Here is a 26,980-nt window from a genome sequence, read left to right on the forward strand (position 1 = left end):
AAATTGTGAAAACGAAAGAACGTGTTTCATTTTTGGTTCACAAAGGGAAACTACAGAAAAAAAGGAGGGAAATGGCATGAAGAAGGTGATAAAGAAGATCTTCGTCTATCTTGCGGCTGTATTCTTAATTTTTATAAGCTATGTGATCTTATCGGTTCATTATTGGTCGACGACTGACGAAGGAATTTTGCCACCAAAAACTGCCGTCATTCTTCACGCAGTTAACAATAACATTATTACATCAGATATGAAACCACCTAAATTTCTAATACAGCCAAGACCATCGACAATTGCTAGAGAAGATATCATGATCCCTGTGGCAGAAGGTCAAGAAATCGCAGGAAGAGTTTATTATCCCAAAAGCGATGGGGGGCATCCAGTCCTCATGTATTATCATGGAGGTGCTTTTTTAGATGGTTATGGGAATATCGAAACCCATGATAATATTATTCGAGCTATTGCTGCTAGAACAAATAGTGTAGTAATCGCTGTGGGTTATCGAGTAGCACCGCAATATGTTTTTCCAACTGCAGTCGAAGATAGTTATGAAGCATTGCTGTGGGCTTATCAGCAGGCTGAGAGGTTTAATGGCGATCCAGATCGAATCGCAGTTATAGGGGATAGCGCTGGGGGGAACTTAGCGACAGCTGTTGCCTTAATGTCGCGTGATTTTAATGGTCCTCCGTTAACGGCTCAAGCATTGCTCTATCCGCTAACGACGTTCCAAGACGTACCTCTCCAGTCGCGAATTATTTATGACAGTGGATATTACTTATTGTCTCGTAATGTCATGTATCGAGCGCGAGAGTTATATACACCAATGGAAGACATGTGGCTAAGTCCTTACACTTCTCCTCTTAATGCAGAAAGTCTTGAGGCACTGCCACCGACGTTAATAATAACGGCAGAGTATGATCCTTTACGCGATGAAGGTGAACAGTACGCAGAGAGACTAGCGGAAGCAGGAATACCTGTTACCCACCTTCATTATGAAGGCGTAATGCATGGATTTATTTCATTTTACGAAGTCATGAATTTAGGAGAACATGGCTTACGTGAAACAGTTTCATTTCTTAAGAATGTCTTTTCCGATGAGACAAAATTGGACAGCGGTCTAGAGAAATCCATTGTAAGCAGTCCTCGAGGTAGAGAAGGGATTAGGGAATACCTCGAAGCCTATGCAATCGCCGCTTTTTTGCTCTATAAAGATATAATTGGGTAAGTTATCTTTTTAATAGAAGGCTCTTTTCGTAAACATTGCTCCTGCGGTTACTCGTCGCACAAAAAAACTTGTTGCTTTGTTACTCTTAAATAATCGAAAAAATACCTTAGATGAAGATATCACCCAATAAATTAATTAAGAAAAGAGCAATACTTACTAAATAGTGGTGAATTCTTAGTATTTTGTGTAAAAATCCGGCTTTTGGGATTTTTACGAAAGCAACAAACTTTGCGAAAACAGCCATATAGAAAAAAACACAAGGTAACTTTTCATTTACCTTGTGTTTCTTAAATTAGTCTGTTTTTTGTTTTTTTAAAATAGGCTATTCTTGATTGACTGGCCATAAAGTCACACTGTTGCCGAAAAGATCCTTACATTAAGATGATTTTTTCATGACGGGTGGCGTGGTCAGTTTCATCAACTGTCTCTTTTGAACATATTGCAAGCGGATGAACAAGAAGACCGCTCCTGTTGCAAGTCCTGTAATTAATCCTATCCAGTAGCCAAACGCACCTAATTCAGTAAAGGTAGCTAATGTGTAGCCAAGTGGTAATCCGATGATCCAAAATGAGAGGACTGCTAGTAGGAAGGTTACATTTACATCCTTATAGCCACGCAGAGCTCCTTGAAGCGGGGCGCCAACAGCATCAGACATTTGGAAGAAAATCGCAAAGATTAAAAACTGAGAAATTAACGCTAATACTTCTGGTTCATTTGTATAAAGCATTCCAACTTGCTCGTTGAAGACTAGTAATATAACCGAACATAAAATCCCTAGCAATAAACCAAGACCAATCCCCAAGTAACTGTAGCTTTTAGCATCCTTATAACGTTTTGCACCAACTTCAAAGCCAACCGTAATTGTTAAGGCCATTGAAATACTTAGCGGTAGCATATATAAAAATGAGGCAAAGTTAATTGCTGCTTGATGTGCAGCAATTGTAATTGTATTATACTGGCTCATTAAAAGCGTGACAGCAGCAAAAATGCTGGTTTCGCAGAAAATTGCTAAACCACTTGGTACTCCAATTTTCAGAAGCTCTTTCCAAGAATGCAACGATATTTTTGGCCAATCTCTAAAAATGTTGTATTCAGCAAATGGGGTGATTCGGTGAATAAAATAAATTGAAATTAAAAAGATACACCAGTATGTGATCGAGGACGCAACCCCAGCTCCAATTCCCCCTAGTTGTGGAAAACCAAGCTTACCGAAAATAAGAATATAATTAAAGAAAATATTTATGGGTAAAGATAAGAGCGTAATAATCATGGTGATCCGGGTATGACCCAAAGCATCGATAAAAGAACGTAAAATGGTGTAGCTAAATAACGGGAATATTCCAAATGCTAAGGCAATCAAATAATTTTTTGCAATGTTTCTAACTACATCATCTAAGTTCATGAAGTTCAAGATTGGATTTAAAAAGAGTATTCCGATGACAATTACAATGATTGCTAATACAATAGACAAGTAAATACCTTGAACAACAGTATAAGGAACTGTTTTTTTATTATTGGCACCAATAAGATGAGCAATAATCGGTGTGGCTGCCATCAGGATTCCTGACAGACCTGTAAAAATTGGAACCCATAGACTAGAACCAATTGCAACCCCAGCCAAGTCATTCGAGCTGACGTTTCCACTCATCATTGTGTCAAAGAAATTCATTGAGAACAAAGCAAATTGAGTGACTAAAATGGGAAGTAAAATATATAGGAAATGCTTTGTTTTTTCTTTAAGGGTAAGGGTTTGTTTCATAGGCCCCCTTCTTTCTAATTTAAGTCATATGAACGAGATTATATCAGAAAAATCCAAGTACGGATAGAACTTTATTTACATAGGGGTGAAACAATGAAACTGGGCTACGCATGCTTAAATGTTACGCTTGGCTTGAAAATCGAACGTGTCGTCTAAAAACTGTCGAATTAGAGGGGATGGCGAAAGTTAAGGAATTAACCTTATATAATTTGGAATCTGTGAAAACAATCCTGAAATGGAATAAGGAAAACAATATTAATTTTTTTAGGGTAAGTAGTGATATTGTGCCTTTTGGCAGCCATGAGATTCTAGATTGGGATTGGTGGATGGATGAGGATGTTTTATCCCTAACTAGTGAGATAAAGACTTTTCAACGAAAGCATGGGATGAGGTTAACGGTTCATCCAGGGCAATATACGATTATCAATTCGCCTAATGAAAAGGTTGTCGAAAATGCGTTTCGTGACCTTGAGTATCATTATAAGTTTATCAATCTGATGGGTGGAACGGATATGGTTATTCATGTTGGTGGGGTCTATGGGGATAAGACAGAGGCTAAAAAACGCTATATTGAAAACTATAAAAAATTAAGCCCTGAAATCCGAAGTATATTAATTTTAGAAAATGATGATAAATCGTTTCATGTGAAGGATGTCTTAGAAATAAACGAAGAAATTGGTGTACCTGTTTGTTTCGACATACATCATCATCGTTGTAATCCATATGAAGAAGAGTCCTTAGGGGGATTATTGGACAGAGTCATTAAGACCTGGGAAAACCTCCGTTTACCGAAAATGCATATTAGTTCAGGAAAAAATTCCAAGACAGATGCGTCCCATCACGACTTTATTTTAAGGGAAGATTATGACTCGTTTATTGAGTTGTTAGGTGAGCGAGATGCTGACTTAATGTTTGAAGCAAAGCAAAAAGAATTAGCAGTATTAAGAATTCGAGATGGAGAGCAATAAAAAGTTTCCTATTTTTCCTTGTTTTTTGCTAAAATACTGTTATTACAAGGCTCTTTTCTAAAGGCTCTTTTCTAAAACATTGTTGCTTTCTCAACTAAAATAATTGGAAAAATTCCATAGATGGACATATCACCATCTAAATTGAGTGAGAAAAGAGCACGGCTCACTAAATAAGTAGTGAAACCTTAGTATTTTGGTGTAAAAATCCGGCTTCTGGGATTTTTACGAAAGCAACAAACTTTGCGAAAACAGCCTTTCTAAAACATCGTTGCTTTTTAACCTAAATTAATTGGAAAAATTCTTTAGGATGAAAATATCACCCAATAAATTAAGTAAGAAAAGAGCAATACTCACTAAATAAGTAGTGAAATCTTAGTATGTACTTAAGCAACAAACTTTGCGAAAACAGCCTATTACATAGGAATACGAAAGGAAGTAACAGATGGAGCATTTAGTCAATAAGCAAGTGCAAAACATTCAAATATCTGGAATTCGCCAGTTTTTTAATATGGTAGCAAGCTTTCCGGATGCGATTCAGCTTACGATTGGACAACCTGATTTTCCGACACCAACACATATAAAAGAAGCCGGTATAAAAGCTATTGAGGAAAATAAAACGGGTTATACGAAAAACGCAGGCTTAGACGAGCTTTGTGCAGCTGCTGCTCGTTTTATTGACTCGAAGTATGGACTTCGTTATCAGCCTAAAACGGAAGTCATTACAACAATTGGTGCTAGCCAAGGAATAGATATTGCCTTTCGAACAATTCTAGAAGAAGGTGCTGAGGTGATTTTACCAGGACCTGTATATCCAGCGTACGAACCGATCATTAAAATGTGTGGTGCGATCCCTGTTTATGCGGATACACGAGCTACCGACTTTAAAATAACCGCTGAACAAATAGAAAGCCTTATTACTAGTAAAACAAGATGCGTGATGCTACCGTACCCATCAAATCCAACAGGATGTATTTTAACGGAAACAGAACTTGCCGCTATTGCAAGTGTTCTAAAAGATCGTGATATTTTCGTTCTTTCCGACGAAATATATAGTGAATTGGTGTATGGAGATAAACATTGTTCAATCGCCTCCTTTCCTGGAATGAAGGAAAAAACAATCATCATTAATGGACTATCAAAGTCACACTCAATGACTGGTTGGAGGATCGGCTTTGTCTTTGCTCCAGAAACGATTGCTAAACATATCATTAAGGTCCATCAGTACAATGTTAGCTGTGCGAGTTCCATCTCGCAATGGGCTGCAGTGCAGGCTTTAACAGTAGGTGTTGATGATGCTGACTCGATGCGAGTGGAGTACGAAAAACGTCGTGATTACGTATATGGTCGTTTAGTTGCTATGGGAATCGAGGTAGTCAAACCGAACGGTGCCTTTTATCTATTTCCTTCAATTGAGAAATTTGGTTTGAGTTCGACTGAGTTTGCGACTCGTCTTTTGCAAGAGGGGAAAGTGGCCTGTGTTCCTGGTTCAGCATTTTCGGATTATGGTGAAGGATATCTGCGTTTATCCTATGCGTATAGCATGGATATCCTTGAAGAAGGCTGTAATCGTCTTGAAAGGTTTATTTCGAATTTATAAAATGGGTGCGAATCACTATGTGATTCGCATTTTTTTGTGTTGGATTTGCAGTTGGGGAGGGGATATCAAAAGGATTAGGAAGTGGAGTTTACAGTTTTTTATAGAGTTGTGTTCCAATTTGGGTGTTGGAACAAAATCTATACCATTTTCGAGCCGTTTTGGAGTTTCAAGGAGGGTTGTTGGAACCAAATCTTTCCACTTCCGAGCAGTTTCTAGTTCTAATCAGTTTACAAATTTCGACATATCTATCAAGAGCATGGTGTTTACAGTTATAAAAGATAAATCGCAATTATTACTACTCCTAGTGCATATTAATTGGCGGATATTCCAAAAATAAGCAAAAATGCACTTGAAGGAGCTCCAAATGGACAACAAGGCAATGACACAAAGTGCTCGGTATTATCGGGCCTACATAAGCTCATATAATACAAACATTATCCAGATGAAAAATCCCTGGGTGGCAGTGTGGTGGTCTGCTGCTTTTCCTGGTATGGGCCATTTATTACAAGGGGCATATACGAAGGGGTTTATCCTCTTCTTTTGGGAATTTGTTATAAATGTAAATTCGAAACTAAACCTAGCAATGGTCTATTCATTTACAGGAAAGTTTGAACTAGCGAAAGAGGTTATTAATACACGGTGGATCTTAATTTACATACCAGTTTACATTATCTCGATGTGGGATGGCTATCGTAAAACGATTGATATTAACAAATTGTATATATTGGCTAATTCTGAAAAGGCCGAAATCGTTCCCTTTAACTTAAGTGCGATGGGCTTGAATTTTTTAGATAAACGACAGCCGTGGGTCGCAATGCTTTGGTCGATATTAATGCCAGGGATGGGACACTTATATCTAAAAAGAATACCAACAGGTTTCTTTATTTTACTATGCTGGACGATTTGTATATATTTTTCAAACATTCTTCCTGCAATTCATTTAACATTGTTAGGTGACTTTGCATCAAGTACCGCTATACTTGATGCACAATGGGCTTTATTTATGCCTTCATTATTCGGATTTGCAATTTACGAATCATATTCTTTAACCGTTGAGTACAATAAATTGTTTAAAATCCAACAGTCCGAGTATTTAAAAAAAGAATATCAGTCCCTTGAATTAAACATCTAATAATTCAGTTAAGGTGGTCATTATATGCTAGTGGTTTCTTCTTTTGAACAATCTGCATCGTTAGAATTAGCGATTATTAATTTGGAGCAAAATGGAATAGAAAAAGAGAAAATTTTAGCTGTTCCTTTTGATAAAAGAAGGGAAGAGAGGAAACTTTTTGATACTATTCACCGTTCCGACGGGGTGAGTCTCTTTGACATCTCCGCAGCCCTTGCGACTGTTTTTTTCAGTCCTTGGGGCAAGTTACGGGTTTATTTTGGTATGGGGACCAATTATTTGGGGGTTAATTGGATTTGCATTTGGTGCAATAGTAGGATTTATTATTGATTATTTATATACAAACGAAAAACGAAAGATCGTCAAAAGGTTCCAGCTCAATTTGCAGAAGTAGTATTAATTGTTGAATGTGACAAAACCAAAACTCAAATAGTTGAGGAGATTCTCTGGTCGAATCTTGCTTTAGGAGTGGCTATTGTTAAAAAATAAGTTAGTGGAAGCTAAGGTGCTTACGGCATCTTAGCTTTTTTGTTCTACCTACAATTTAAAAAGCATATTCTTTAATGGTGTAAAAAATGGGTAAAGGGAGGAACGACTACATGCAAAATTTCACACCAAGAAAATGTTATACCCCTTATGTCAGTCCATTTGATCCGTGTCCACCGCAGAAGGTTAAGTCTTATGATACGCCACCTCATTTATATATGGCGTATCAGCCTTATGGGCTTCCGCAGTTTTCACCTCGTGAAGCACTATGTGCCGGAACATTATGGCCAGCTTTGTATAATCCTTATTTTAGTCCGTATAAACCACATGAAAGGCAGGAGGATGAGTAATGCATAAACAACTGCCGAAGGAATTTTATCCGTTAATGGAAGAACTACAAGCTGTCGACTTTGTTCTATTAGAGCTAACTTTATATTTAGATACCCATCCTGACGATCAAGAGGCCATCCAGCAATTCAATCAATTTGCGCAAACTAGGCACCAATTAAGACATCAAGTTGAACAGATTTATGGCCCACTACAACAATACGGCAATAGTTATAGTGGTTACCCTTGGAATTGGAAAGACGGACCATGGCCGTGGCAAATATAGAAAAGGGGGGGATAACATAAATGTGGATTTATGAAAAAAAACTACAATATCCAGTTAAGGTAAGTCAATGTAATCCGATGCTCGCGAAATTTTTAGTGGAGCAGTATGGGGGTGCAGACGGGGAGTTAGCCGCGGCTCTTCGTTACTTAAACCAACGCTATACAATACCTGAGAAGGTCATTGGCTTGTTGACCGATATCGGGACTGAGGAGTTTGCGCATTTAGAAATGATCGCAACTATGATCTATAAGCTAACAAAAGATGCAACTCCTGAACAAATGAAAGCAGCCGGATTAGGCGACCATTACGCCGTTCATGATAAAGCGCTGTTCTATCATAATGCTTCTGGTGTACCATGGACAGCTTCATATATTCAAGCAAAAGGTGACCCAATAGCAGATTTATACGAGGATATAGCAGCTGAAGAGAAAGCAAGAGCAACATACCAATGGTTAATTGACATGTCTGACGACCCTGATATCAATGATAGCTTACGCTTTTTAAGAGAACGAGAGATTGTCCATTCGTTAAGATTTAGAGAAGCAGTTGAAATATTAAAAGAAGAACAAGGGAAGAAACAATTCTTTTAAAAAAGTGGGGAGGGCAGTGTCAGACGCTGCCCCTTATTTATTTTAGAAAAACCAGCCCGCGATTGAATAATAAAGTGGAATACCGATCGTTAAATTTATCGGAAAAGTAATCCCTAAAGCTAAGCCTAAATAAATTGCGGGATCTGCTTCTGGAACTGATGTGCGAAGGGCAGCAGGCGCAGCGATATAAGAAGCACTTGCCGAGAGAACGCCCATTAACGTGGCTCCTCCTAGCGACAGCCCAACGAAAGAACCAACTAAGACCCCTAATGCTCCATAGAAAATCGGAAAAATAATAGCAAAGCCTAGGAGTTTTAAGCCATGACGGCGGACGACCGCTAACCGTTTTCCAGCCATTAAGCCCATATTTAGTAAGAATAAAATGAGTACACTTTGATATAAGTCGAAAAATAAAGGTTGTATGATCGGTAATCCATTTGTTCCTACAGTAAGACCAATTACTAAACTACCAACAAGTAATAAAATGCTTTTGCCAAAAAGACTTTCCTTTAAAACTTTCTTATCAATAAATGAAAAAGGGTTTTGTGCAACAAAACCAACGTTTCTAGCCGACATTTTTGGTACGGGTGTAGAACTGTTTTTTTCGATCATGCCTAGTAATAATAATGCTACTAATATTCCGGGGATTTCCATCACGACGACCAAAGCATTCATGAAACCTTCATAGGAAACATTTACATTGTCTAAAAAGGTAATCGCAGCTCCGTAAGTGACGATACTTACAGATCCGTAGGTTGCCGCTAGACCAACGGAGTTTTTTAAATCTAATTTTAAGAAATGTCGTAATACATATAAAGTAATTATTGGGATAAGTGTTCCTAGAAAAATCGTTCCTAGGATGGGCTTTGAAACTGTAGCAAATGAGTAGTTTGATAACTCAATTCCACCTTTTAAGCCAATAGCAATTAATAAATAAGCACTTAAACCTTCCCCTAATCCCTTTGGTAAATCAAAATCAGAACTAACGATTGCGGCAATAATACCAAGGATGAAAAACATAATAGCTGGTGAAAGTAAGTTTTGCAGGACCATATCGAACATATTAATTTCCTCCTTTTGATATGTTTTGATCAAAATAAAAAAGGCCAACGAAGATGATAAAATCCTCATTGGCCTCTGTTGTACTCACTAAATGTAGTGTTTACTTAAGCAACCTATTATTCTGCTAATTTTTTTCTAATTGATCCTTTAAGATAAAGACGATAATTCGTTCACCGTTTCTTGTACTTATATCGGTATGGAAGCTTTCGACGGTTTCACCAGTTAAGGTATTAATTATTTCTTTGAGATGATGGTTGCCAGCTTCAATTAGGTCAGCGCGAATTTTCTTGATTGAAAGAAGTCCTGTATCGGTCTTTGTTAATTCTTTTTCGGCAGGAGTAAGTATGCCTTTAAGGTGAACGATAATCATATTTCTCAAGATGTCTGTCTTTACTTGTAACGGACCTCTGCCAAGATACTCTTTTTCCCATTGAGTAATTGATTTACTGATTTCCGCCTCTAACTGACCTTTTTTTTGAAAAGGTGTTTCCAAGCTCGATTCCCCCTCTCTAAAAACCACTTATAAAAAATAAAAAAGTATATTCCACACCTGTAGATAGATGAGAATATACCGGTTATTTTCATCAATGCAGCTAGTTTCATAAAATTACCCTTGTATCACTACCACGAGAAGGTGGCATTAATCTAAGTTTAATTTTTAACTAGGGCATGTATTTCATACACGGTTAATATTTGGTTAATTCCGATTATAGCGAGTAGAGGTTTAACTGTCAATGCTTCGTTTTTCATAGAAATGTCCTGTATTTTTAGTTCAAGCGCCAAGTATTCTTGTTGTTACAAAAAGGTACTCTTAAAGAACGTAAAATAGTATATGTAGACAAACTGTTGTGAATAAAATAAAGTATTATATAATTAAGTGTTTGTTTATGGAGGCAGGAATAATGGAACAATTTATAGTTGCCAGTGTATTATCCGCTTTAGCAACAGGTGTAGGTGCGTTACCTGTTTTGTTTTTTCAAAAGGCAACTCATCGTTGGCGCGATGTATTATTAGCTTTTACAGCAGGGGTAATGGTTGCAGCAGCAACGTTTGAGTTAATCCCTGAAGCAATCGAAATGTCAAATATATTCTTGATGTCAGTGGGTGTTTTAGTAGGTGTCTTAGTTTTAACCATGCTAGAGCGTACCATACCGCATATCGATTTGAGTCACAATCAGAAAAGGATTAATTTTGATCAAAAGTCGATGTTAATTATTGCTGCTATAACTTTGCATAACTTACCAGAAGGTTTATCAGTAGGTGTGAGTTATGGGAGTGGGGTTGAGGGGTTAGGTCCAGTAATTGCAATAGCGATCGGCTTGCAAAACGCGCCAGAAGGACTTCTCATCGCTTTGTTTTTAGTGCAGCAGCAAGTGAACAAATGGAAAGCATTTATTCTTGCGACTTTAACTGGTGCTGTTGAAATTGTGACCGCGTTTATTGGTTATTTTTTAACTGCTTATGTGTCTGGCCTAGTCCCATTCGGATTAGCGTTTGCAGCAGGATCAATGCTTTACATCGTGTACAAAGAAATCATTCCAGAAAGTCACGGTGATGGGCATGCGTTAAGTGCGACATACGCATTTGTCTTTGGATTACTAGCGATGATTTTTCTAACGAATATTTTTTAAGCATATAAAACACATGTTCCTTGGTATCGACATGTGTTTTTAGACATTATCGTAAAATACTGGATTGGTGGAAAAATGCATGGAATCTATAACATTTGAAGAAATTCGCGAAGATACATTATATATCGCCCTCGAGTTGGTCAATTCGAATTTAGCATATAATGTATTAGAACATAACAAAGAAACGAGAACCCTTGAAGAGCTCAAGGAAGAATTACTAAATGATCAAACGAAAAGCATGTTTATAAAACTTGATGAAACTTACATCGGACTGATTGATTATCTGATGAAAAATCCAAAAGACAATTTTCCTTGGATCGGCTTATTTCTTATCCATAGTGATTATCAGGGGTATGGTTTTGGGAGCGGCGCCTATTTTCGCTTTGAAAATGAGATTTTAAAACCAGAGACGAAGATTGTTCGGATAGGAATTCTGAAAGAAAATAAAATAGCGAAAGGTTTCTGGGAGTCACAAGGTTATCAATACGATCAAACCATTGTTACTGAACAGGATAAAGTCGTTTTCTGTTATCAAAAAAGCCTTGTGTGAACTTAAAGAAATAGACAAAAGCTGAGAATAAGGTAGCTACTTATTCCCAGCTTTTTATTTGTGATTTAGCTTGATCTAGTGAGATTAGCATTTTTTGCATAGGCGTTGGACAAAGTGAATTGTACTTTTTAACGAGAATATTAATTTCAGCAATTTCTTGATTGAGTTGATCTGTTTCAGATGGGGTTTCTAGTAAAAGGATGATTTTGCCTAAACGATCTCTGACATCTTGTTGAATCGCAATCCATTGTGGGACATAGCCGGCATTTTTTATTGTTCGATCAAGAACATTTCCCTCAAGAACTTCTCTTGATAATGGTTTTCCCATCCCTTTTAACTTCTCATCCCTGTTAATCATATCTCCTAGCCAGTCTCTAGACATGAGTGGTCCTCCTTTCACGATTTCCATGTTTACTCTATTATACTAGATAATGGTATAATATCAACGAAGCTGGGCACTTGTAGCCAATCTCATTAGGGGGAATATGATGAAAAAAGCGAATAGTTATTGTGGTTTATTATTTGGAGTAGGAATTTTTTTGTTAATTATTGGTATTATTAACGTGGTTGCTTTTAATATTAATGAATTTTTCGAAGGTTTTAATAAAATAATGCTATATTTCGTCTTTTCAGTTGGTAGTTTGCTATTATTTTTAAGTTTTGTCATTAGTAAAATTCTTGACAATATCGAGGGAGAGATGACCCAACTAAGGGACCGTGTGTTAGAGCTAGATATAAAGGTTAATGAGCAGAAGAGGAAGTATTAGTTCTTACCTTTGAAAACAAGAAGATAAAAATAGAGGCTGTACCAAAAGTGTCTGACACTTTGTTTTTTGGACAGCCTCATTGCATTATTTTCTCGAAGTAACCTCATAAATTGCAAACTTTAAATAGTCACCTTCATCGGCACCAAGTAATGTGGGGTGATCAATGCCTGCGCCGCTCCAGTGAATTTTCCGTAAGATCTTCTGAGCATCAAAAGCTGCATCCTGAACCATTTGGATAAACATATCAGGATGTACGTGATAAGAACAACTTGCTGTGACAAAATAGCCGCCTTCTTTTACAAGCTTTAAGCCATTAAGGTTTACATCTTTATATCCACTATACGCTTTGTCAACGGTACGTCTTGATTTTGCAAATGCAGGAGGGTCAACGATGACAACGTCCCACTTTTTCTCTTGTTGTACTGACTCACGTAAATAATCAAAGGCATTGGCAACAACAAAATCAATATTTTCAGTAAAACCATTTAACTCGGCATTACGTTTGGCTGTTTCAATGGCATGTTCAGAAATATCGACGGCAGTCACATGTTTAGCTCCATAAGAATAGGCATTAAGCATAAATGAGCCTGTATGCGTAAAGCAGTCTAGTACGGTCGCATCAGGTGTAATTAATGGTTTGATAGCAGCACGATTTTCCCGTTGATCAAAGAAAAACCCTGTTTTTTGTCCACCTTCAATATCAACAACATATTTTACACCATTTTCTTCGATTTCAATTTCAGTAGGAGATTCCCCGTACCAAAATCCTTTTTCTTGTTCTAAGCCTTCTAATTCACGAACATAAACATCATTTCGTAGATAAACGGCTTTAGGATTGAAGACTTCAAGAAGTCCTTTTAAGATCCAATCTTTTCGAACTTCCATTCCGAGTGAAACGATTTGAACAACAAGGACATCCTCGTATTTATCAACAACGAGTCCAGGTAAAAAATCAGCCTCACCATAAACAGCACGACAAGAACGTACTTCAGGGATAAAGCGTTCGCGATGCTGCCACGCCTTGCGAATTTTTTCAATAAAAAATTGCTCGTTAATTTCTTCATCTTGATATGTTAAAAGTCGGACGATCATTTGCGATTGCGGATTGATATAGCCTTTTCCTAATAAGTGATTTTGGTGGTTATAAACTTCTACGATATCACCAGGCTCGTACTCTCCCTTAATTTTTGCTACTTCACTTTGATATACCCAAGGATGACCTTCCTCAAGGCGTTTTTTTCTTTGTCTGTTTAAAATAACTTTTGCCACATGCTCAACTCCGTTTATTAATGTAGAATGTAGAATAAATTAATTAATCACATTTACTTTGAATTCCTATGTATTTTAGTATAACCCTCTCATCATACAGAAATAAGCATTTGTTGGCAATATTGGTAGTGTATAATTTGTCCTTCATTTATGGTAAGATAAATAATTATAAAATAGGAGTGGAAAACTATGATTCATGAGAAGTGGTTGAATACACCAACAATTAAGTCTGTTAAATGTGTACATACAAACGCTAAAAAATATACAGTGAGCTCTGCGTTAACTGTAGGGAAAATGTATGATGTGAAAAATGAAACTGAAGAGTTCATCTTTGTCATCGATAACACAGGAAAAGTTGGCGCTTATTACAAGGATTATTTTGAGCTGTAGGGTGGTGTTTTGCCACCTTTTTTTATAGGAGGACTAAGGAATGAAAACTGCTTTATTAATTGGAGCTACAGGGTTAGTAGGTAAAGAATTATTACATAAGTTATTGGAATGTGATCAATATGAAAAAGTGATTACAGTTACCCGAAGACCAATAGAGGTAGTGAATGATAAGCTAGAGCAACTTGTAATTAATTTTGATGATTTAGATAAGTGTAGAAAACTTTTTGAAGTAGACACTGTATTCTGTACATTGGGTACTACAATGAAAAAGGCAAAAACGAAGCGGAATTTTGTCAAAGTTGATTTTGATTATCCTGTGAATGCTGCCAAATTAGCTTTGGACCGTGGCGCTTCCCAATTTTTTATCGTTACCGCCATGGGTGCTAATCAACATTCGCCGTTTTTTTACAATCAAGTCAAAGGAAATGTTGAAGCTGCCATTGAACAGCTAGGGTTTCCAACCCTCTATATTATTCGCCCTTCCCTGCTAATTGGTCATCGAAATGAGGGACGATTTGGTGAAGATGTTGGGCAGTTTATCACAAAAGCTTTACCTTTTCTATTTAAAGGACCATTGCAAAAATACCAGCCGAACGAAGCGCGTTCTGTAGCGAGTGCAATGCTCAATCTTTCTTTAAAAGAACAAACTGGTACATTTATTGTAGAATCAGAATTAATTGAAGAATACAAATAAAATGCCAAGCCATGAAAATTTCCAATAGTAATTTTAGAAATAGCAGTTTTGCTATTTCTTTTTTTTATGGAAATTTAATGTTGACAATTTATTCAAGAGAAGTTACGATAAAAGTGTATTAACTGTACTATTTTAATTAGTACGGATGATACGCGAGTAAAGGCTGGAGAGGGGTATTTAAGTGATAACAATAAATAATTTAAATCATTCTTTTTTCATTGGTAAGAAAAATGAAGAAAATGAAATGAATGTCTTAAAAAATGTTTCAATGACAATCAAACAAGGTGAGGTTGCTACGATTGTAGGAAGAAGTGGTTCAGGAAAATCAACTTTACTTAATATAATTTCAGGCTTTCTAGCGCCTACATCTGGAAACATAAAAATAAATGATATAGATGTTACGAATTTTAACGAAAAAAAATGGGCAAAGTTTCGCCTCGACCATTTAGGATTTGTCTTTCAAAGTTTTCAATTGATACCTAGTTTAACGACCTTTGAAAATATTGAGCTACCACTAACGCTTAAAGGAATATCACCTAAAGAAAGAAAGCAATTAGTCATTAATATGCTTGAAGAAGTTGGCTTGCAAAACCACGGTAACCATTTTCCGAATGAGTTATCTGGTGGACAGCAACAACGTGTAAGTATCGCCCGTGCCTTAATTACAAATCCTTCAATCATATTGGCTGATGAACCGACTGGTAGTTTAGACTCTGAGACTGAGAGGGATATTCTCCGGTTAATCAAAAAGTTAAACCGTGAGAAGGGCATTACGTTTTTTATTATTACTCATGATGATCATGTAGCATCTATTTCAAGTCGAACTTTCCAACTACATGACGGTGTACTAAGCGAAAACGGAGGCGTTTTATATGAGGCTAAATGATCAAGTAAAATTTATCCGTAGAAATATGAAAAAAAATAAAATGCGTGTGTTTATGACAGTGTTAGCGACGACAATGGGCTGTGCTTTTTTAATCGTACTGGCTTCAGTAGGGTTTGGTGTTCATCAAAGTATTACGAAAGAAATGACCGACTATCAAATCTTAACTGAACTTCGTGTGCATGGAAAAGAAGTTGGCGGTGAATTTTCAGGGATAAAAGAAGACGACATTGAAAAGTTGAAAAAATTAGATCAAGTAAGTGCGGTTGTAAGTAGAGTGCACGTTTATGGGAATTTGAGCGCAGAAGTTGATGGAATATTAACTCAAACGAATACGATATTGACGAATATGGAAGAAGAAATGAAAGCTAATTTTGAACTCTCAGAAGGGCGAGTTCCACAATCGAAAAATGAAATTATCGTAGGCTCCCATTTTGCAAAAGGGTTGTTAACCGAAGAGCAAATCAAGCAACAACAACTTTTTTATGAAAAGGGTGAAGGTGAACTCCCTTCAGGCTACACTGGAGATCTTCTTGGGAAAGAACTAACATTTACGATGACGAAAGAGGTAGAAGGGAATTTCACAACTGAACAGCTTCAATTTACGATTGTAGGGATCTCCAAACTTCCATCAAGGGACTGGATGGAGGATAGAGCCTTGTATATAAGCAATGAATATAATCAAGAAATCCTTACGAATACTACTGTAATGGAGGAAGAGTTAGAGCATAGAAAACGCCATCCATTTGATGAAGTAAAGGTGTATGCTGCGAGTTTGAATGAAATTGAAGATTTGAGTAAATCGTTAAAGGATGACGGTTATCACGTTTACTCAATCTCTGATGAGTTAAAGGGGATTAATTTATTTTTTACTGCACTAAAGGCAGGACTAATTTTTGTAGGTACAATTACGGTAATCATCGCCTCGATAGGTATATTTAATACAATGACGATGGCAGTTACCGAACGTACACAAGACATTGGAATTATGAAAGCGATTGGAGGATGTCCTTCGTTTATTCGTAAAATGTTCTTATTGGAATGTGCGTTTATTGGGATCCTCGGTTCGATTATAGGTGTAATTATCTCTTATGTAATCAGTTGGGCTGCAAATTTCATAATTCCTCTTATACTAGAAGCTGTTACTGACAGCGGCCCGATTGATTTTACGTTTTCAGCTATTCCGCCTAGTCTTGTGTTAATAGCCGCCTCTATTAGTATTGGCGTAGCCATACTATCTGGGTTACGCCCTGCAGTTAAGGCAACGAATATCAATGTATTATCAGCATTGAGAAGAGAAGTATAGAGATATGAAATTTAGTAGGAAGGCTATAATTACTAGCATTGTGATTGTAAGTTTGATCCTTATCTTCGGATTGTTTAAGGAGGACTTGTGGGAAGTAAACGAGGCTTTGTTAAAGAAAGAAGTTCTTTCTATTGATGAAAACATTAAACATATAAATTTACAAGAGGTTACACCATTTGAGTGGGATGTTATGTATTCCTTTGCCCCATATACGTCGAAGGATCAGATATATGATGTTGTAGGATATAAATGGGATAAAATTACGGAAACAGTTAGTGAAGGAATGAACCAAATTGTTTTTTTGAAAGATGGAAAGGTAGTTTGTTATCTTTATGGGTATCCAGAAAATAACGGATACGGTATCTATTTTTTAGGGGAAAATTTTAAGGGTGTTGCATCGAAGTTAAGTGTAAAAGAGGATTTGGATTTTCAAGTAACTCGAAGTAATGGTGTCATCTATCTGCAGGCAAATAAATAACTTTAGATGGTAGACACTTGTGAGTTCCCCTACCTTTTTACATTCAATTAATAAATGAGCCTAGAGACAATTCTCTAGGCTCATTTATTGTTTAAGGTGAACAATTTATAAAAGTTAATACGATTTTGTAGTAACAAAAGATACATTAGATAGGATTTTTATCCTCTAAAAGAGAATTTATTATTGAAGCAATGCGGCTTTAATGAAACGGTTTTCATCTTCAACGAGTCCGCAGCTAGCACATTGTACCCTTTTATCAGGGCCAGTATATCGTAAGTGGTAAGGTTCAAGATTATCAATTGGATTGTAACTCCCAGTGTTCGCATCCATTTTCACAGCAGTAACAACTTGATCAATGATGTTAAACCTGCTTCTAGCTTTACAAGAAGGACAACGATAAGCAGTCATAATGGTAACTCCTTTCAATAAGTTGTTATATTTAGTATAACTAACAATATTTACATTATGCGGTGGAATGTTTGTACGGTAGACGTTTTAGAGTTGAAAATGATTGAGGAGGAAAATGCTATGCCATATGTAAACATTAAAGTAACGCGGGAAAATGGGAAGGGGATTACCATTGAAGAAAAAAAACAACTCATTCTTGGGGCAACAAAACTGCTTCAAGACGTATTAGGGAAAAATCCAGCAACAACAATCGTCATCATTGATGAAATTGAAACAGATAATTGGGGTATCGCCGGACAAACCGTAACAGAAAGAAGAAAAGAAGGCAATTGATCCTTAAAATTGGACAAAAACATTCGAAAATTAGTAAAGTAGTTTAAGGAAATGACCTATTTACTAAATGTTTTTTAATTTGGAACTTATAGAGGATCATAGAAGGGAAGCTGTTGAAGAGATGAAAAAAGCACTAATTTTAGGTGGAACAATGTTTTTTGGAAAAAAGCTAGTTAAAAACTTACTAGCAGCTGGAGTAGACGTCACAATTGCAACTCGTGGGAGAACGGATGACGGATTTGGAGAACAAGTAAATAGAGTTACGATTGATCGTGGTGACCGTAGTTCTTTAGAGCAATTGGCCACACAAAACTGGGACGTTGTCTATGACCAGAGCTGTTATTCTCCACAAGAAGCATTAGATATTAGTGAGGTATTGGCTAATAAAGTTGGCCGTCTTGTTTTTACCTCGACAGCAGCAGTGTATGAAGGTGGAAAAGGTTTAACGGAAGACCAATTCGACCCTTATCACTTTGAAATAGGGGAACTTAAAACGAGAGAGCATTATAAGGGAGTTTTAGGTTATCAACTTGCAAAACGACAAGCAGAGGCAGTGTATTTTCAAAAAGCAAATTTCCCTGTCGCTGCTGTTCGTCTACCATTTGTCGTTGGCGAAGATGATTATTCTGAACGATTAAAATTTTACGTCGAGAAAGTGAAAAATGCAGAAGAAATGTATATTCCTGAACTGAATAATGTGTTAGATTTCATCACCTCTGACGAAGCCGGCCAATTTTTACATTGGCTTGGTAATAGTGATTTTGCTGGACCAATTAATGGCGGCGCTAAAGATGAGATTACCTTTAAAGAATTTATTGAAATGATTGAAGAAATCATCGGCAAAAAAGCAGTCCTTACGAAAAATATAGAAGCCGCTACTCCTTACGTATTATTTACAGCATTTGCGTTAAGTGTTGAAAAAGCTGAAGAACTAGGCTACCATTTTCCTGAAGTTAGAGAATTTTTACCAAAGTTAATTAGCTACTACTCGTAAGAAGGAGCTGGCTTTCCAGGATATTTGGAAGCCAGCTCTTTCTTTTCTTAACTTTCCAATGCAAAAATAGTATAAATAGTTTACAATAGGTAAGGTTGATTGATAGAGATTACGGAAGGGAAGAGTTGAAGCAAATGACGAAACATTCAGTCGAATTGTTAGCACCAGTAGGTAACTGGGAGTGCCTTCGTGCTGCAGTAGCAAACGGGGCAGATGCAATTTTTTTCGGCGTCGATAAATTTAATGCGCGTGTACGTGCGAAAAACTTTCAAATGGATGAATTACCAACAATCATGGCCTATTTGCATAAATACAATGTAAAAGGCTACGTGACTTTTAATATATTAGTTTTCGAACAAGAATTAGAAGAGGCGCGTATCTTAGTTAATGCTTGTATTGATGCAGGTGTTGATGCCTTAATTGTTCAGGATATGGGATTAGTTGAAATGATCCGTGAAATTTCTCCTGACTTTCCAATTCATGGTTCTACACAAATGACGGTGACTTCTACAGAGGCAGTTGAATTTTTAAAGCCGTTTGATATTGAAGTAGTCGTTTTAGGGCGGGAAAACAACCTAAAGCAAATCAAAACAATTTCCGATAAAACAAAGGTACCTCTCGAAGTATTTGTTCACGGGGCACTTTGTGTATCTTACTCAGGACAATGCCTAACATCAGAAATGTGGGGTGGCCGTTCTGCCAACCGTGGAGAATGTGCACAAGCATGTCGTCTTCCCTATGATTTAATTGTTGATGGTGAAAGAAAAGAAATGGGGAACATTGCTTACGTATTATCACCAAAGGATCTAGCAGCGATTGAGCTAGTTCCTGAATTGATAGAGGCTGGAGTATCTTCGCTAAAAATTGAAGGCCGCATGAAGTCTCCTGAATATGTAGCAAACGTAGTAAGTAAGTACCGTAAAGCTGTTGATGAATATATATCTGGAAGAGACTATACACCTTCAAAAGAAGATTTACGAGAGCTTGAGCAAAGCTTTAGTCGTGGTTTTACGTACGGATTTTTAAAAGGAACAAATCATAAAACGTTATTGGACGGAACATTTCCAAAAAGCCGAGGTGTTTTATTAGGAACTGTTAAAAAGATTTTAAAAGATGCAGTCGTATGTGACATTCAAGCTCCGCTAAAAAGAGGAGATGGAATTGTTTTTGATGCAGGACGACCGGATCTAAAAGAAGAAGGCGGACGTATATATGATCTTCGTAAACAAGGTCGTAAGCTTGAAGGTGAAGTACAGGAAGGCGTAATTGAAATTGTCCCTGGACGTCATGATGTCAATTTAACGAAAGTTCATGTCGGTGATAAAATTTGGAAGACGAGTGATCAAGAATTAGAAAGACGCCTCCAGAAGACATTTGAAACAGAATTAGCATTTCGCGCCTTTCCTATCAAGGTGAGAGCAACAGGAAAAGCTGGTCAACCTTTAGTTACTCAATGGATCGATGAAGAAGCTGGTATTTCTGTAGCTGTTCAATCGAGCATAAACTTAGAAGAAGCTCAAAAACGTCCATTAACTAAAGACTTTTTATTAGAGCAATTTGGTCGACTTGGTGGAACCATCTATGAGTTAGCTGACCTTCAGTTGCAGGTTAGTGGCGATGTCATCGTACCTATGAAAGAATTGAATAAAATGCGACGTGATGCAGTAGAAATGCTTATAAGTAAAAGACTAGAACCAAGAAAATACACAAAGAACGAAAATGTCTCAGTTGCAAAGAAAAGAGTAGCAAAAGGCAAAGTTGGAACGCAACTAATTTCTTTATGCCGTTCGTTAGAGCAAATTGAAGCATCTTGTAAAACAGATGTAGACTATATTTATGCTGATTTTGAATTTACAAAAGATTATCCTCAAGCTGTAAAAGTGGCTCGTCACTATGGTAAACCGATTGCACTAGCAACACCGAGGGTGCATATGCCAGGTGAACAAGGAATTCTAAATCAAATCTTACGGGCTGAACCAGATGCAATTTTAGTAAGGAACCTTGGATCTGTACAATATTATCTTGAACAGAACATAGATTTACCATTAATCGGTGATTTCTCGCTTAATGTTGCGAACCATAAAGCTGCGGAAATGTTCTTAGAAAGAGGGTTAGAAAGAATTACTCCTTCTTACGATTTAAACATTCAGCAAATGGTTGACTTGCTAGGGGAAGGACCTGCGCATGAAATGGAAGTTGTAATTCATCAGCACTTACCGATGTACCACACAGAGCATTGTGTATATTGTACGTTTTTAAGTGAAGGTACTGACTATACAAATTGTGGAAGACCTTGTGAAGAACATCGAATTTCTTTAGAAGATCGTGTAGGCTTCTCGCATCCTGTTCGAGTAGATGTTGGTTGTCGAAATACAGTCTTTAATGCAATTGAACAATCGGGAGCAGAATATCTTTCTCATTTTCAAGATCTAGGCGTAGGACATTATCGTGTTGAATTCTTAGAGGAAGACGCTAAAAAAGTAACAGAAGTTCTTTCTTTATACCGAGAAGCTCTTCAAGGGAAACGTACTGGGACTAGTGTTTGGAAAAGCTTGAAAGCAACCAATCAATTAGGGGTAACAAGAGGTCAGTTGGTTAAATAAACTAGGGAGAGCCGAATTGGCTCTCTTTTTCTTGATCTAAGAATGTAAATTCTGGGGAAACACCTTTAATTAAACGGATGCCCAACACCATTTGGTCTTGGTTACATAAGCTAATATTGACTTGTACGTTATTAAATAGAAGGGAAGTTGCTATATGATGGAAAACGGAGAGAACCACCAAAAACTAATGGAGTTAGTAGTTGATAAGGTGTTACAAAAACATGGGGTCAAGAATCAAAAGCCTCGACTTGATCAGAATGATAAAAAGAGAATTGCAGAAGTTGTAGAAAATATAAAAGCTGATGTAGAGAAATTTTTAGAAAATGCAAATAATACAAAAACTGAAAAAGATTTTTCAGGAAATAACTTTTCTGAAAACACCGTGCAACCAGTTATAGAAAATGTTGTAAAGAAAACTCCTTCGTTTTCGAGTAATAACGATGTAAAAGCAGTGAAAACATTTTTTAATAGAACTAAGAAATAAGACCTCATTTTTGAGGTCTTATTTTTTTAGGGCTAACATAAATGTGCGTTTAACTTAGGATATTTGTCCATTCGTAGAACAACTACCTAACATATAGTAATAATGTAAAAATAAAAGGAGGTATTCTTCATGAACCAAGAAGTTTTTCGTTCAAAGGGAAAAAAATCAAATTGGTCTGCATTAGATTGCAAACCTCACCCGTTATGTCCACCGAAACAAGAAGATGAGACTCAAGCTGCGGATCAAGTAAATAAAACATTACAATTATCAGAAGAGTATATTATCATCAAAGATTCCTGTGATGTTACAGTAAGTACAACAGATACAAAAGCTGCTGTTTCGTTACAAGCTTCTTTACAGGCGGTCATTGCGATCATCATCTCAATCTCGATTGCAGATAGCTCAAAAGCTGAAAAAATTACTCAGGAGTTGCTACAATCTTCAAAGATTAAACAAGTAACGTACCAAAAAACAATCATTGAAAATTCTAAAGATGTTGATGTAACAACAACTGATACTCAAGTTGCTGTTAACATTCAAATCTTGCTTCAATTATTGGTAGCGTTAATTGCTAGACTAGATATCCTTTAAGTAAAACGGGTGTCTTTTCAAGGCTGACTTTGGGTCGGCCTTTTTTTGCGTGAAAGCTTCGGCTTGGAAAACATGTTCTCCTTGAGAAAATAAGCTATAATATTTTTATAAAGGATGTTTTGGCATAGGTTGTTGTTTTTCAATATGTAGACAGGGCATTGCATCAAGTTTGGCTGGCATCTTTTCTAACTTATGCGGGTAAGTAAGGCAAGTGACCTGATGTAACTCATAAAGTTTGAAAATAGCAACAAAGTTTACGAAAAGAGCCTTTATACAATGAAACGCTGGAGGGGAAAATGAGGGACCATAAAGATGATGATTTAGATGAATTAGAGGATCCTAATTGGGAGCCTTCGCCTGAAGACTTTTTATTTGAAGAAATTGATGAAGAAGAACAGAAGCAGAAAGACGATAACCGTAAAAAATGGGTAAAAGGCATCTCAATTGTCGTTGCCGCAATGTTAGTTTTTCAAATTGCAGGTGTATTTTTTAGTACGTTTAGCATCGATGCGATTCGCTTTTTACAGACATCTTATCGACTTTCGCAATTAGAGGAGGTTAAAGAATATAAACAGGCTGTTGTCACTGTTCAAGGTGAACGTTCAAGGGGAACGGGGTTTTCAATCTCCGATGATGGCTTAATTGTCACCAATCACCATGTTATTGAAGGACAGAACAAGATTATGGTCGGTTTCCATCAAGGGGAACTGTTTGAGGGAGAGGTAATTAGCAGTTATCCGGAAATCGATATTGCCTTTTTACGTGTATCAGGAAAAGACCTTCCTTATCTACCGCTAAGTGAAAACGCTGGTTTGAAAAACGAAAATATCTATGTCATTGGAAATCCATTATCATGGACTCAAATTGCTAATGAGGGTGAGATATTAGAGAATGAGGATCTAACCATTATTTCTGCGCCAATCTATCGCGGGAATAGCGGTAGCCCTGTTATCAACATGGAGGGTGAGGTTGTTGCTGTGGTTTTTGCCAAACGACGAACAACTGCATACGGAGGAAAGTCCGTGGGATTAGCAGTGCCGATTGAAATCGTTTTACGCCATATGCCAAACGGAGATTACTCTCGCTGAGTAATTTCCGTTTTTTTAACCTTTATATCCTTTAATGAAGTTCATAATTTATTATTTTCGCTACTAAGCTCGATTAAGGTAATGATGAAATTCACCCACTTACATCAAATTGTGTTTCTAACCACTCTAAAAGTTGATCCTCACTCTCAAAAACAATTGGATCAAAGTTGTAATTGGTATCGACTGCTTTGAGCTTGTTATTTTCAATAGTAAAATCCCAACCAACTTCTTTGGCATCTTGCGTGAGGATAACTATTTGCATTACTTGTTCAAGATTCATACCTAATGCCCCCATATCGTTTTACTTTGTATTAGTATGCACCTTCATATGAAATTTTTATCAATTTATATGTGCTATTTAGTGTTCGATTAACATATTTCATTACTAGCGGGACTTATAAATAGGGGTGTATTTATGAAGAAAAAAAATACATTGAGAGTTGCTTTAAACGGGAGTAAAGTTCTTAATCAAAATGTAACAACCTTATCAGATGGTCGAAGTGTGAGTATTCAACTATGGAGGGAAGCAGGAAGTACGTACGTTACGTATTTTTTTTCAATGGAGGGGTTGGAAGAAAAATCAAAGGAAGAACTCTATTTGTATTTAGCTAATCAGGGAATAAATCTTGAAATACCTTTTTCAAAAGGGAGAGTAACTGTTCAAAAATTCCTGAATGAAAGTAAAGAGCAGTGCTGGGGAATGACAATTGCTGGAGGTCGAAATGAATGATAAAAAGAAGTAACCCCCTTAAGTGTTCACTTAAGGGGGTTATCACGCTAGGCGACTCAACCATGCCATCCATCATATTATTATTTTAGAAAACACAACCCATTTATTATTAAATTGTTAGACTAATAAGCAATTTAATCAATATGATGTTGTTGTTTCCTTTTGTTAGGGTATTACATTTTCGCTGTTCAGTATGGAAGCATTCCGCAAGCTTTTAACTATTTCCTTTCAATTAGTTTCTAGCTTATCGATGTGCTACAGGAGTGAGAGCAGAACAATTAAATTTCCAGGGTTTAATTGTTAACTTTGCACTTCTACATGTTAAACTAGGTTAGCTAACTAGATCAGTAAAGTTTCCTTAAAAGTGTTTCTCGGTAATTGCAAGGAAACTTTGTTTCTTCTTGCTCATAGCGTGCGCACTTTTTAAAGCAACTTTTGGATGCTTATTACTTACTTAGCGTACGATAAATCTTTTTAAAACAGGTAAGCGGTTTCAAGGAAACCAACGCGTGGAATGATTGAGTCACCTAGGGTGATAACTTATTTATATTGTTCTCCTTTCTTGACTTTAGTATAACACGGTTTTTACAAATAATGTATGAAGAATTTGTGAAAAAATGGTAATAAAATCCAAGCTGAAAAGTATGGGTTTTATTACCATTTTGTTGTTAGACTAGCTTAGTTGTCCAAGATTCACAGTTCCAAATATCATTAACTACGTCTTGGTAAAATTCCGGTTCGTGACTAATAAGCAAAATACTACCTTTGTAGTCTTTTAATGCTGCTTTTAATTCAGCTTTTGCATCTACATCTAAATGGTTTGTTGGTTCATCGAGAACAAGGATATTTGTTTCTCGATTGATTAGTTTGCAGAGACGAACTTTGGCTTTTTCCCCACCACTAAGGACAACTATTTTACTTTCAATATGCTTCGTTGTTAATCCGCATTTAGCTAGAGCGGAGCGCACCTCGTACTGGGTAAGGGAAGGGAACTCATTCCAAACCTCATCAATACAAGTATTGTTGTTGCTAGTTTTTACTTCCTGCTCAAAGTAGCCAATATGTTGGTATTCACCAAGTTCTACACTACCACTTAGTGGTTTGATTTCTCCCATAATGCTACGTAGCAATGTCGTTTTACCAATACCATTAGCGCCTACTAACGCAATTTTTTGACCTCGTTCCATCCGAAGGTTTAGAGGCTTAGATAGTGGACTATCATAACCAATCACTAGGTCTTTTGTTTCGAAGATAAGTTTACTAGTTGTTCGTGCCGGTTTGAAACGGAACTCTGGTTTTGGTTTTTCCTTGGATAATTCAATAACATCCATTTTATCTAATTTCTTTTGGCGTGACATCGCCATGTTTCTAGTTGAAACACGAGCTTTGTTACGGGCAACAAAATCTTTAAGTTCAGAGATCTCTTGTTGTTGACGTTTGTAAGCTGACTCGAGCTGTGATTTTTTCATTTCATAGACACTCATAAAGTGGTCATAATCTCCGACATAACGGTTCAATTCTTGGTTTTCCATATGATAAATTAGGTTTATTACGCTGTTAAGAAATGGAATGTCATGTGAAATTAGAATAAATGCATTTTCATAATCTAATAGGTAGCGTTTCAACCATGAAATATGCTGCTCATCTAAATAGTTCGTTGGCTCGTCCAATAGTAAAATATCGGGCTTTTCTAAAAGTAACTTCGCCAGTAATACCTTCGTTCTTTGACCACCACTAAGATCTTGAACGTCTTTTTCAAGACCAATGTCGTCTAAACCTAGACCACGGGCAATTTCTTCAATTTTTGCATCAATAACATAGAAGTCATTGTTTGTAAGCATGTCTTGAATCGTACCCATATCATCTAATAGTTTCTCTAACTCCTCAGGAGTCGCCTCAGCCATTTTGTCGCAAATTTCATTCATTTGTGCTTCGAGATCAAATAAATACTTAAATGCAGTTTTTAGGACGTCACGCATTGTCATGCCACGCTCTAATACCGTGTGCTGATCAAGGTAACCAACACGAACGTTCTTTGACCACTCAACTTTACCTTCGTCAGGCTGCAACTTCCCAGTAATAATGTTCATAAAGGTTGATTTACCTTCACCGTTTGCACCGATTAATCCAATGTGTTCACCTTTTAAAAGACGGAAGGAGACATCATTAAAAATAGCACGATCACCAAAGCCATGACTTAAATCTTTCACTGTTAAAATACTCATGATCTACACCCTTTATAGTAGGGGATTGCCCCCAGTAAATTTTTTCGCATACTTTATAGATTATAAACGAGAATGGCTTAAGTTTCAAAAGGATAATTTGTAAGTTCACGTGTTTATAGGGAAAAAAGGC

General features: G+C 36.8%; 31 protein-coding genes. 23 read left to right on the forward strand and 8 right to left on the reverse strand.

The window, feature by feature from the left end; translation table 11 throughout:
• Window positions 1-76 precede the first annotated feature (76 nt).
• Window positions 77-1,222, forward strand: coding sequence for an alpha/beta hydrolase (locus H1D32_RS10855; RefSeq protein WP_261178314.1), 1,146 nt, complete (start codon window positions 77-79; stop codon window positions 1,220-1,222).
• Window positions 1,223-1,598: 376 nt separating this feature from the next.
• On the opposite strand, the gene H1D32_RS10860 is transcribed toward H1D32_RS10855, so the two are convergent.
• Window positions 1,599-2,981, reverse strand: a complete 1,383-nt coding sequence (locus H1D32_RS10860; RefSeq protein WP_261178316.1) for an MATE family efflux transporter — start codon at window positions 2,979-2,981, stop codon at window positions 1,599-1,601.
• A 176-nt stretch (window positions 2,982-3,157) separates the two neighbouring features.
• Here H1D32_RS10860 and uvsE point away from each other — a divergent pair, with 176 nt between their 5' ends.
• The 7 genes from uvsE (at window position 3,158) to H1D32_RS10895 (ending at window position 8,364) form a co-directional block, all read left to right on the forward strand.
• The gene (uvsE, locus tag H1D32_RS10865; RefSeq protein ID WP_261178317.1) at window positions 3,158-3,949 is read left to right on the forward strand and encodes a UV DNA damage repair endonuclease UvsE; all 792 of its coding nucleotides are present in this window, start codon (window positions 3,158-3,160) and stop codon (window positions 3,947-3,949) included.
• Between the two features lie 442 nt (window positions 3,950-4,391).
• On the forward strand, window positions 4,392-5,546 hold the full coding sequence (locus tag H1D32_RS10870; protein ID WP_261178318.1) for an aminotransferase A: 1,155 nt from the start codon (window positions 4,392-4,394) through the stop codon (window positions 5,544-5,546).
• 364 nt (window positions 5,547-5,910) lie between these two features.
• The gene (locus tag H1D32_RS10875) at window positions 5,911-6,678 is read left to right on the forward strand and encodes a hypothetical protein (RefSeq protein WP_261178320.1); all 768 of its coding nucleotides are present in this window, start codon (window positions 5,911-5,913) and stop codon (window positions 6,676-6,678) included.
• 24 nt (window positions 6,679-6,702) lie between these two features.
• Entirely contained in the window at window positions 6,703-7,005 is a 303-nt protein-coding gene (locus tag H1D32_RS10880) for a hypothetical protein (protein WP_314733395.1), read from the forward strand.
• A gap of 269 nt (window positions 7,006-7,274) precedes the next feature.
• Window positions 7,275-7,511, forward strand: a complete 237-nt coding sequence (locus tag H1D32_RS10885; RefSeq protein ID WP_261178321.1) for a spore coat associated protein CotJA — start codon at window positions 7,275-7,277, stop codon at window positions 7,509-7,511.
• On the forward strand, window positions 7,511-7,774 hold the full coding sequence (locus H1D32_RS10890) for a spore coat protein CotJB (protein WP_261178322.1): 264 nt from the start codon (window positions 7,511-7,513) through the stop codon (window positions 7,772-7,774). Before H1D32_RS10885 ends, H1D32_RS10890 begins: the two co-directional genes overlap by 1 nt.
• Window positions 7,775-7,794: 20 nt before the next feature.
• The gene (locus tag H1D32_RS10895; RefSeq protein ID WP_261178323.1) at window positions 7,795-8,364 is read left to right on the forward strand and encodes a manganese catalase family protein; all 570 of its coding nucleotides are present in this window, start codon (window positions 7,795-7,797) and stop codon (window positions 8,362-8,364) included.
• A 42-nt stretch (window positions 8,365-8,406) separates the two neighbouring features.
• Here the strand turns inward: H1D32_RS10895 and H1D32_RS10900 are convergent, their stop codons facing one another.
• A complete protein-coding gene (locus tag H1D32_RS10900; RefSeq protein ID WP_261178326.1) occupies window positions 8,407-9,426 on the reverse strand; it encodes a sodium-dependent bicarbonate transport family permease in 1,020 nt (339 codons plus the stop codon).
• A gap of 124 nt (window positions 9,427-9,550) precedes the next feature.
• Window positions 9,551-9,919 (reverse strand): Na-translocating system protein MpsC family protein, encoded by a 369-nt coding sequence (locus H1D32_RS10905; protein ID WP_261178327.1) that lies wholly within the window; start codon window positions 9,917-9,919, stop codon window positions 9,551-9,553.
• 409 nt (window positions 9,920-10,328) lie between these two features.
• On the opposite strand from H1D32_RS10905, the gene H1D32_RS10910 reads away from it, so the two are divergent.
• A complete protein-coding gene (locus H1D32_RS10910) occupies window positions 10,329-11,057 on the forward strand; it encodes a ZIP family metal transporter (RefSeq protein ID WP_261178328.1) in 729 nt (242 codons plus the stop codon).
• Between the two features lie 79 nt (window positions 11,058-11,136).
• The gene (locus H1D32_RS10915; RefSeq protein ID WP_261178329.1) at window positions 11,137-11,607 is read left to right on the forward strand and encodes a GNAT family N-acetyltransferase; all 471 of its coding nucleotides are present in this window, start codon (window positions 11,137-11,139) and stop codon (window positions 11,605-11,607) included.
• A 40-nt stretch (window positions 11,608-11,647) separates the two neighbouring features.
• On the opposite strand, the gene H1D32_RS10920 is transcribed toward H1D32_RS10915, so the two are convergent.
• Window positions 11,648-11,989: a DUF1992 domain-containing protein gene (locus H1D32_RS10920; protein ID WP_261178331.1), complete on the reverse strand. Its 342-nt coding sequence runs from the start codon at window positions 11,987-11,989 to the stop codon at window positions 11,648-11,650.
• Between the two features lie 106 nt (window positions 11,990-12,095).
• On the opposite strand from H1D32_RS10920, the gene H1D32_RS10925 reads away from it, so the two are divergent.
• Window positions 12,096-12,374, forward strand: a complete 279-nt coding sequence (locus H1D32_RS10925) for a hypothetical protein (RefSeq protein ID WP_261178332.1) — start codon at window positions 12,096-12,098, stop codon at window positions 12,372-12,374.
• 84 nt (window positions 12,375-12,458) lie between these two features.
• Here H1D32_RS10925 and H1D32_RS10930 read toward each other — a convergent pair whose 3' ends face one another.
• Window positions 12,459-13,643, reverse strand: a complete 1,185-nt coding sequence (locus H1D32_RS10930) for a class I SAM-dependent rRNA methyltransferase (RefSeq protein ID WP_261178333.1) — start codon at window positions 13,641-13,643, stop codon at window positions 12,459-12,461.
• A 189-nt stretch (window positions 13,644-13,832) separates the two neighbouring features.
• Between H1D32_RS10930 and H1D32_RS10935 the strand changes: the two genes are divergently transcribed.
• The 5 genes from H1D32_RS10935 (at window position 13,833) to H1D32_RS10955 (ending at window position 17,394) form a co-directional block, all read left to right on the forward strand.
• The gene (locus H1D32_RS10935) at window positions 13,833-14,033 is read left to right on the forward strand and encodes a DUF6501 family protein (RefSeq protein WP_261178334.1); all 201 of its coding nucleotides are present in this window, start codon (window positions 13,833-13,835) and stop codon (window positions 14,031-14,033) included.
• Between the two features lie 40 nt (window positions 14,034-14,073).
• Window positions 14,074-14,727, forward strand: a complete 654-nt coding sequence (locus H1D32_RS10940) for an NAD(P)H-binding protein (RefSeq protein ID WP_261178335.1) — start codon at window positions 14,074-14,076, stop codon at window positions 14,725-14,727.
• A 181-nt stretch (window positions 14,728-14,908) separates the two neighbouring features.
• Window positions 14,909-15,613, forward strand: coding sequence for an ABC transporter ATP-binding protein (locus H1D32_RS10945; RefSeq protein ID WP_261178336.1), 705 nt, complete (start codon window positions 14,909-14,911; stop codon window positions 15,611-15,613).
• Window positions 15,600-16,916, forward strand: a complete 1,317-nt coding sequence (locus H1D32_RS10950; protein WP_261178337.1) for an ABC transporter permease — start codon at window positions 15,600-15,602, stop codon at window positions 16,914-16,916. Before H1D32_RS10945 ends, H1D32_RS10950 begins: the two co-directional genes overlap by 14 nt.
• Before the next feature lie 4 nt (window positions 16,917-16,920).
• Window positions 16,921-17,394, forward strand: a complete 474-nt coding sequence (locus H1D32_RS10955; protein ID WP_261178338.1) for a hypothetical protein — start codon at window positions 16,921-16,923, stop codon at window positions 17,392-17,394.
• A gap of 180 nt (window positions 17,395-17,574) precedes the next feature.
• Here H1D32_RS10955 and H1D32_RS10960 read toward each other — a convergent pair whose 3' ends face one another.
• Entirely contained in the window at window positions 17,575-17,802 is a 228-nt protein-coding gene (locus H1D32_RS10960) for a DNA alkylation repair protein (RefSeq protein ID WP_396126172.1), read from the reverse strand.
• Window positions 17,803-17,922: 120 nt separating this feature from the next.
• On the opposite strand from H1D32_RS10960, the gene H1D32_RS10965 reads away from it, so the two are divergent.
• The 6 genes from H1D32_RS10965 to H1D32_RS10990 all read left to right on the forward strand — a co-directional run bounded on the left by H1D32_RS10965 (window position 17,923) and on the right by H1D32_RS10990 (window position 23,895).
• A complete protein-coding gene (locus tag H1D32_RS10965) occupies window positions 17,923-18,135 on the forward strand; it encodes a tautomerase family protein (protein WP_261178339.1) in 213 nt (70 codons plus the stop codon).
• Window positions 18,136-18,256: 121 nt separating this feature from the next.
• Complete coding sequence (locus H1D32_RS10970; protein WP_261178340.1) at window positions 18,257-19,129, forward strand: NAD-dependent epimerase/dehydratase family protein; 873 nt, start codon at window positions 18,257-18,259, stop codon at window positions 19,127-19,129.
• Window positions 19,130-19,263: 134 nt separating this feature from the next.
• The gene (locus H1D32_RS10975) at window positions 19,264-21,732 is read left to right on the forward strand and encodes a U32 family peptidase (protein WP_261178341.1); all 2,469 of its coding nucleotides are present in this window, start codon (window positions 19,264-19,266) and stop codon (window positions 21,730-21,732) included.
• Between the two features lie 154 nt (window positions 21,733-21,886).
• Window positions 21,887-22,216, forward strand: coding sequence for a hypothetical protein (locus H1D32_RS10980; RefSeq protein WP_261178342.1), 330 nt, complete (start codon window positions 21,887-21,889; stop codon window positions 22,214-22,216).
• Window positions 22,217-22,345: 129 nt separating this feature from the next.
• Complete coding sequence (locus tag H1D32_RS10985; protein ID WP_261178344.1) at window positions 22,346-22,807, forward strand: spore coat protein; 462 nt, start codon at window positions 22,346-22,348, stop codon at window positions 22,805-22,807.
• 296 nt (window positions 22,808-23,103) lie between these two features.
• Window positions 23,104-23,895, forward strand: coding sequence for a S1C family serine protease (locus tag H1D32_RS10990; RefSeq protein WP_261178346.1), 792 nt, complete (start codon window positions 23,104-23,106; stop codon window positions 23,893-23,895).
• 91 nt (window positions 23,896-23,986) lie between these two features.
• Here the strand turns inward: H1D32_RS10990 and H1D32_RS10995 are convergent, their stop codons facing one another.
• Window positions 23,987-24,175 carry a hypothetical protein gene (locus H1D32_RS10995; RefSeq protein ID WP_261178347.1) on the reverse strand — a complete coding sequence of 63 codons (189 nt, stop codon included), beginning with the start codon at window positions 24,173-24,175 and terminating at the stop codon, window positions 23,987-23,989.
• A 135-nt stretch (window positions 24,176-24,310) separates the two neighbouring features.
• On the opposite strand from H1D32_RS10995, the gene H1D32_RS11000 reads away from it, so the two are divergent.
• Complete coding sequence (locus H1D32_RS11000) at window positions 24,311-24,625, forward strand: hypothetical protein (protein ID WP_261178348.1); 315 nt, start codon at window positions 24,311-24,313, stop codon at window positions 24,623-24,625.
• A gap of 668 nt (window positions 24,626-25,293) precedes the next feature.
• Here H1D32_RS11000 and H1D32_RS11005 read toward each other — a convergent pair.
• The gene (locus H1D32_RS11005) at window positions 25,294-26,850 is read right to left on the reverse strand and encodes an ABC-F family ATP-binding cassette domain-containing protein (RefSeq protein ID WP_261178350.1); all 1,557 of its coding nucleotides are present in this window, start codon (window positions 26,848-26,850) and stop codon (window positions 25,294-25,296) included.
• Between the last annotated feature and the right edge of the window lie 130 nt (window positions 26,851-26,980).

It is taken from the genome of Anaerobacillus sp. CMMVII, from assembly GCF_025377685.1.
In the GTDB taxonomy this organism is placed as follows: Bacteria; Bacillota; Bacilli; order Bacillales; family Anaerobacillaceae; genus Anaerobacillus.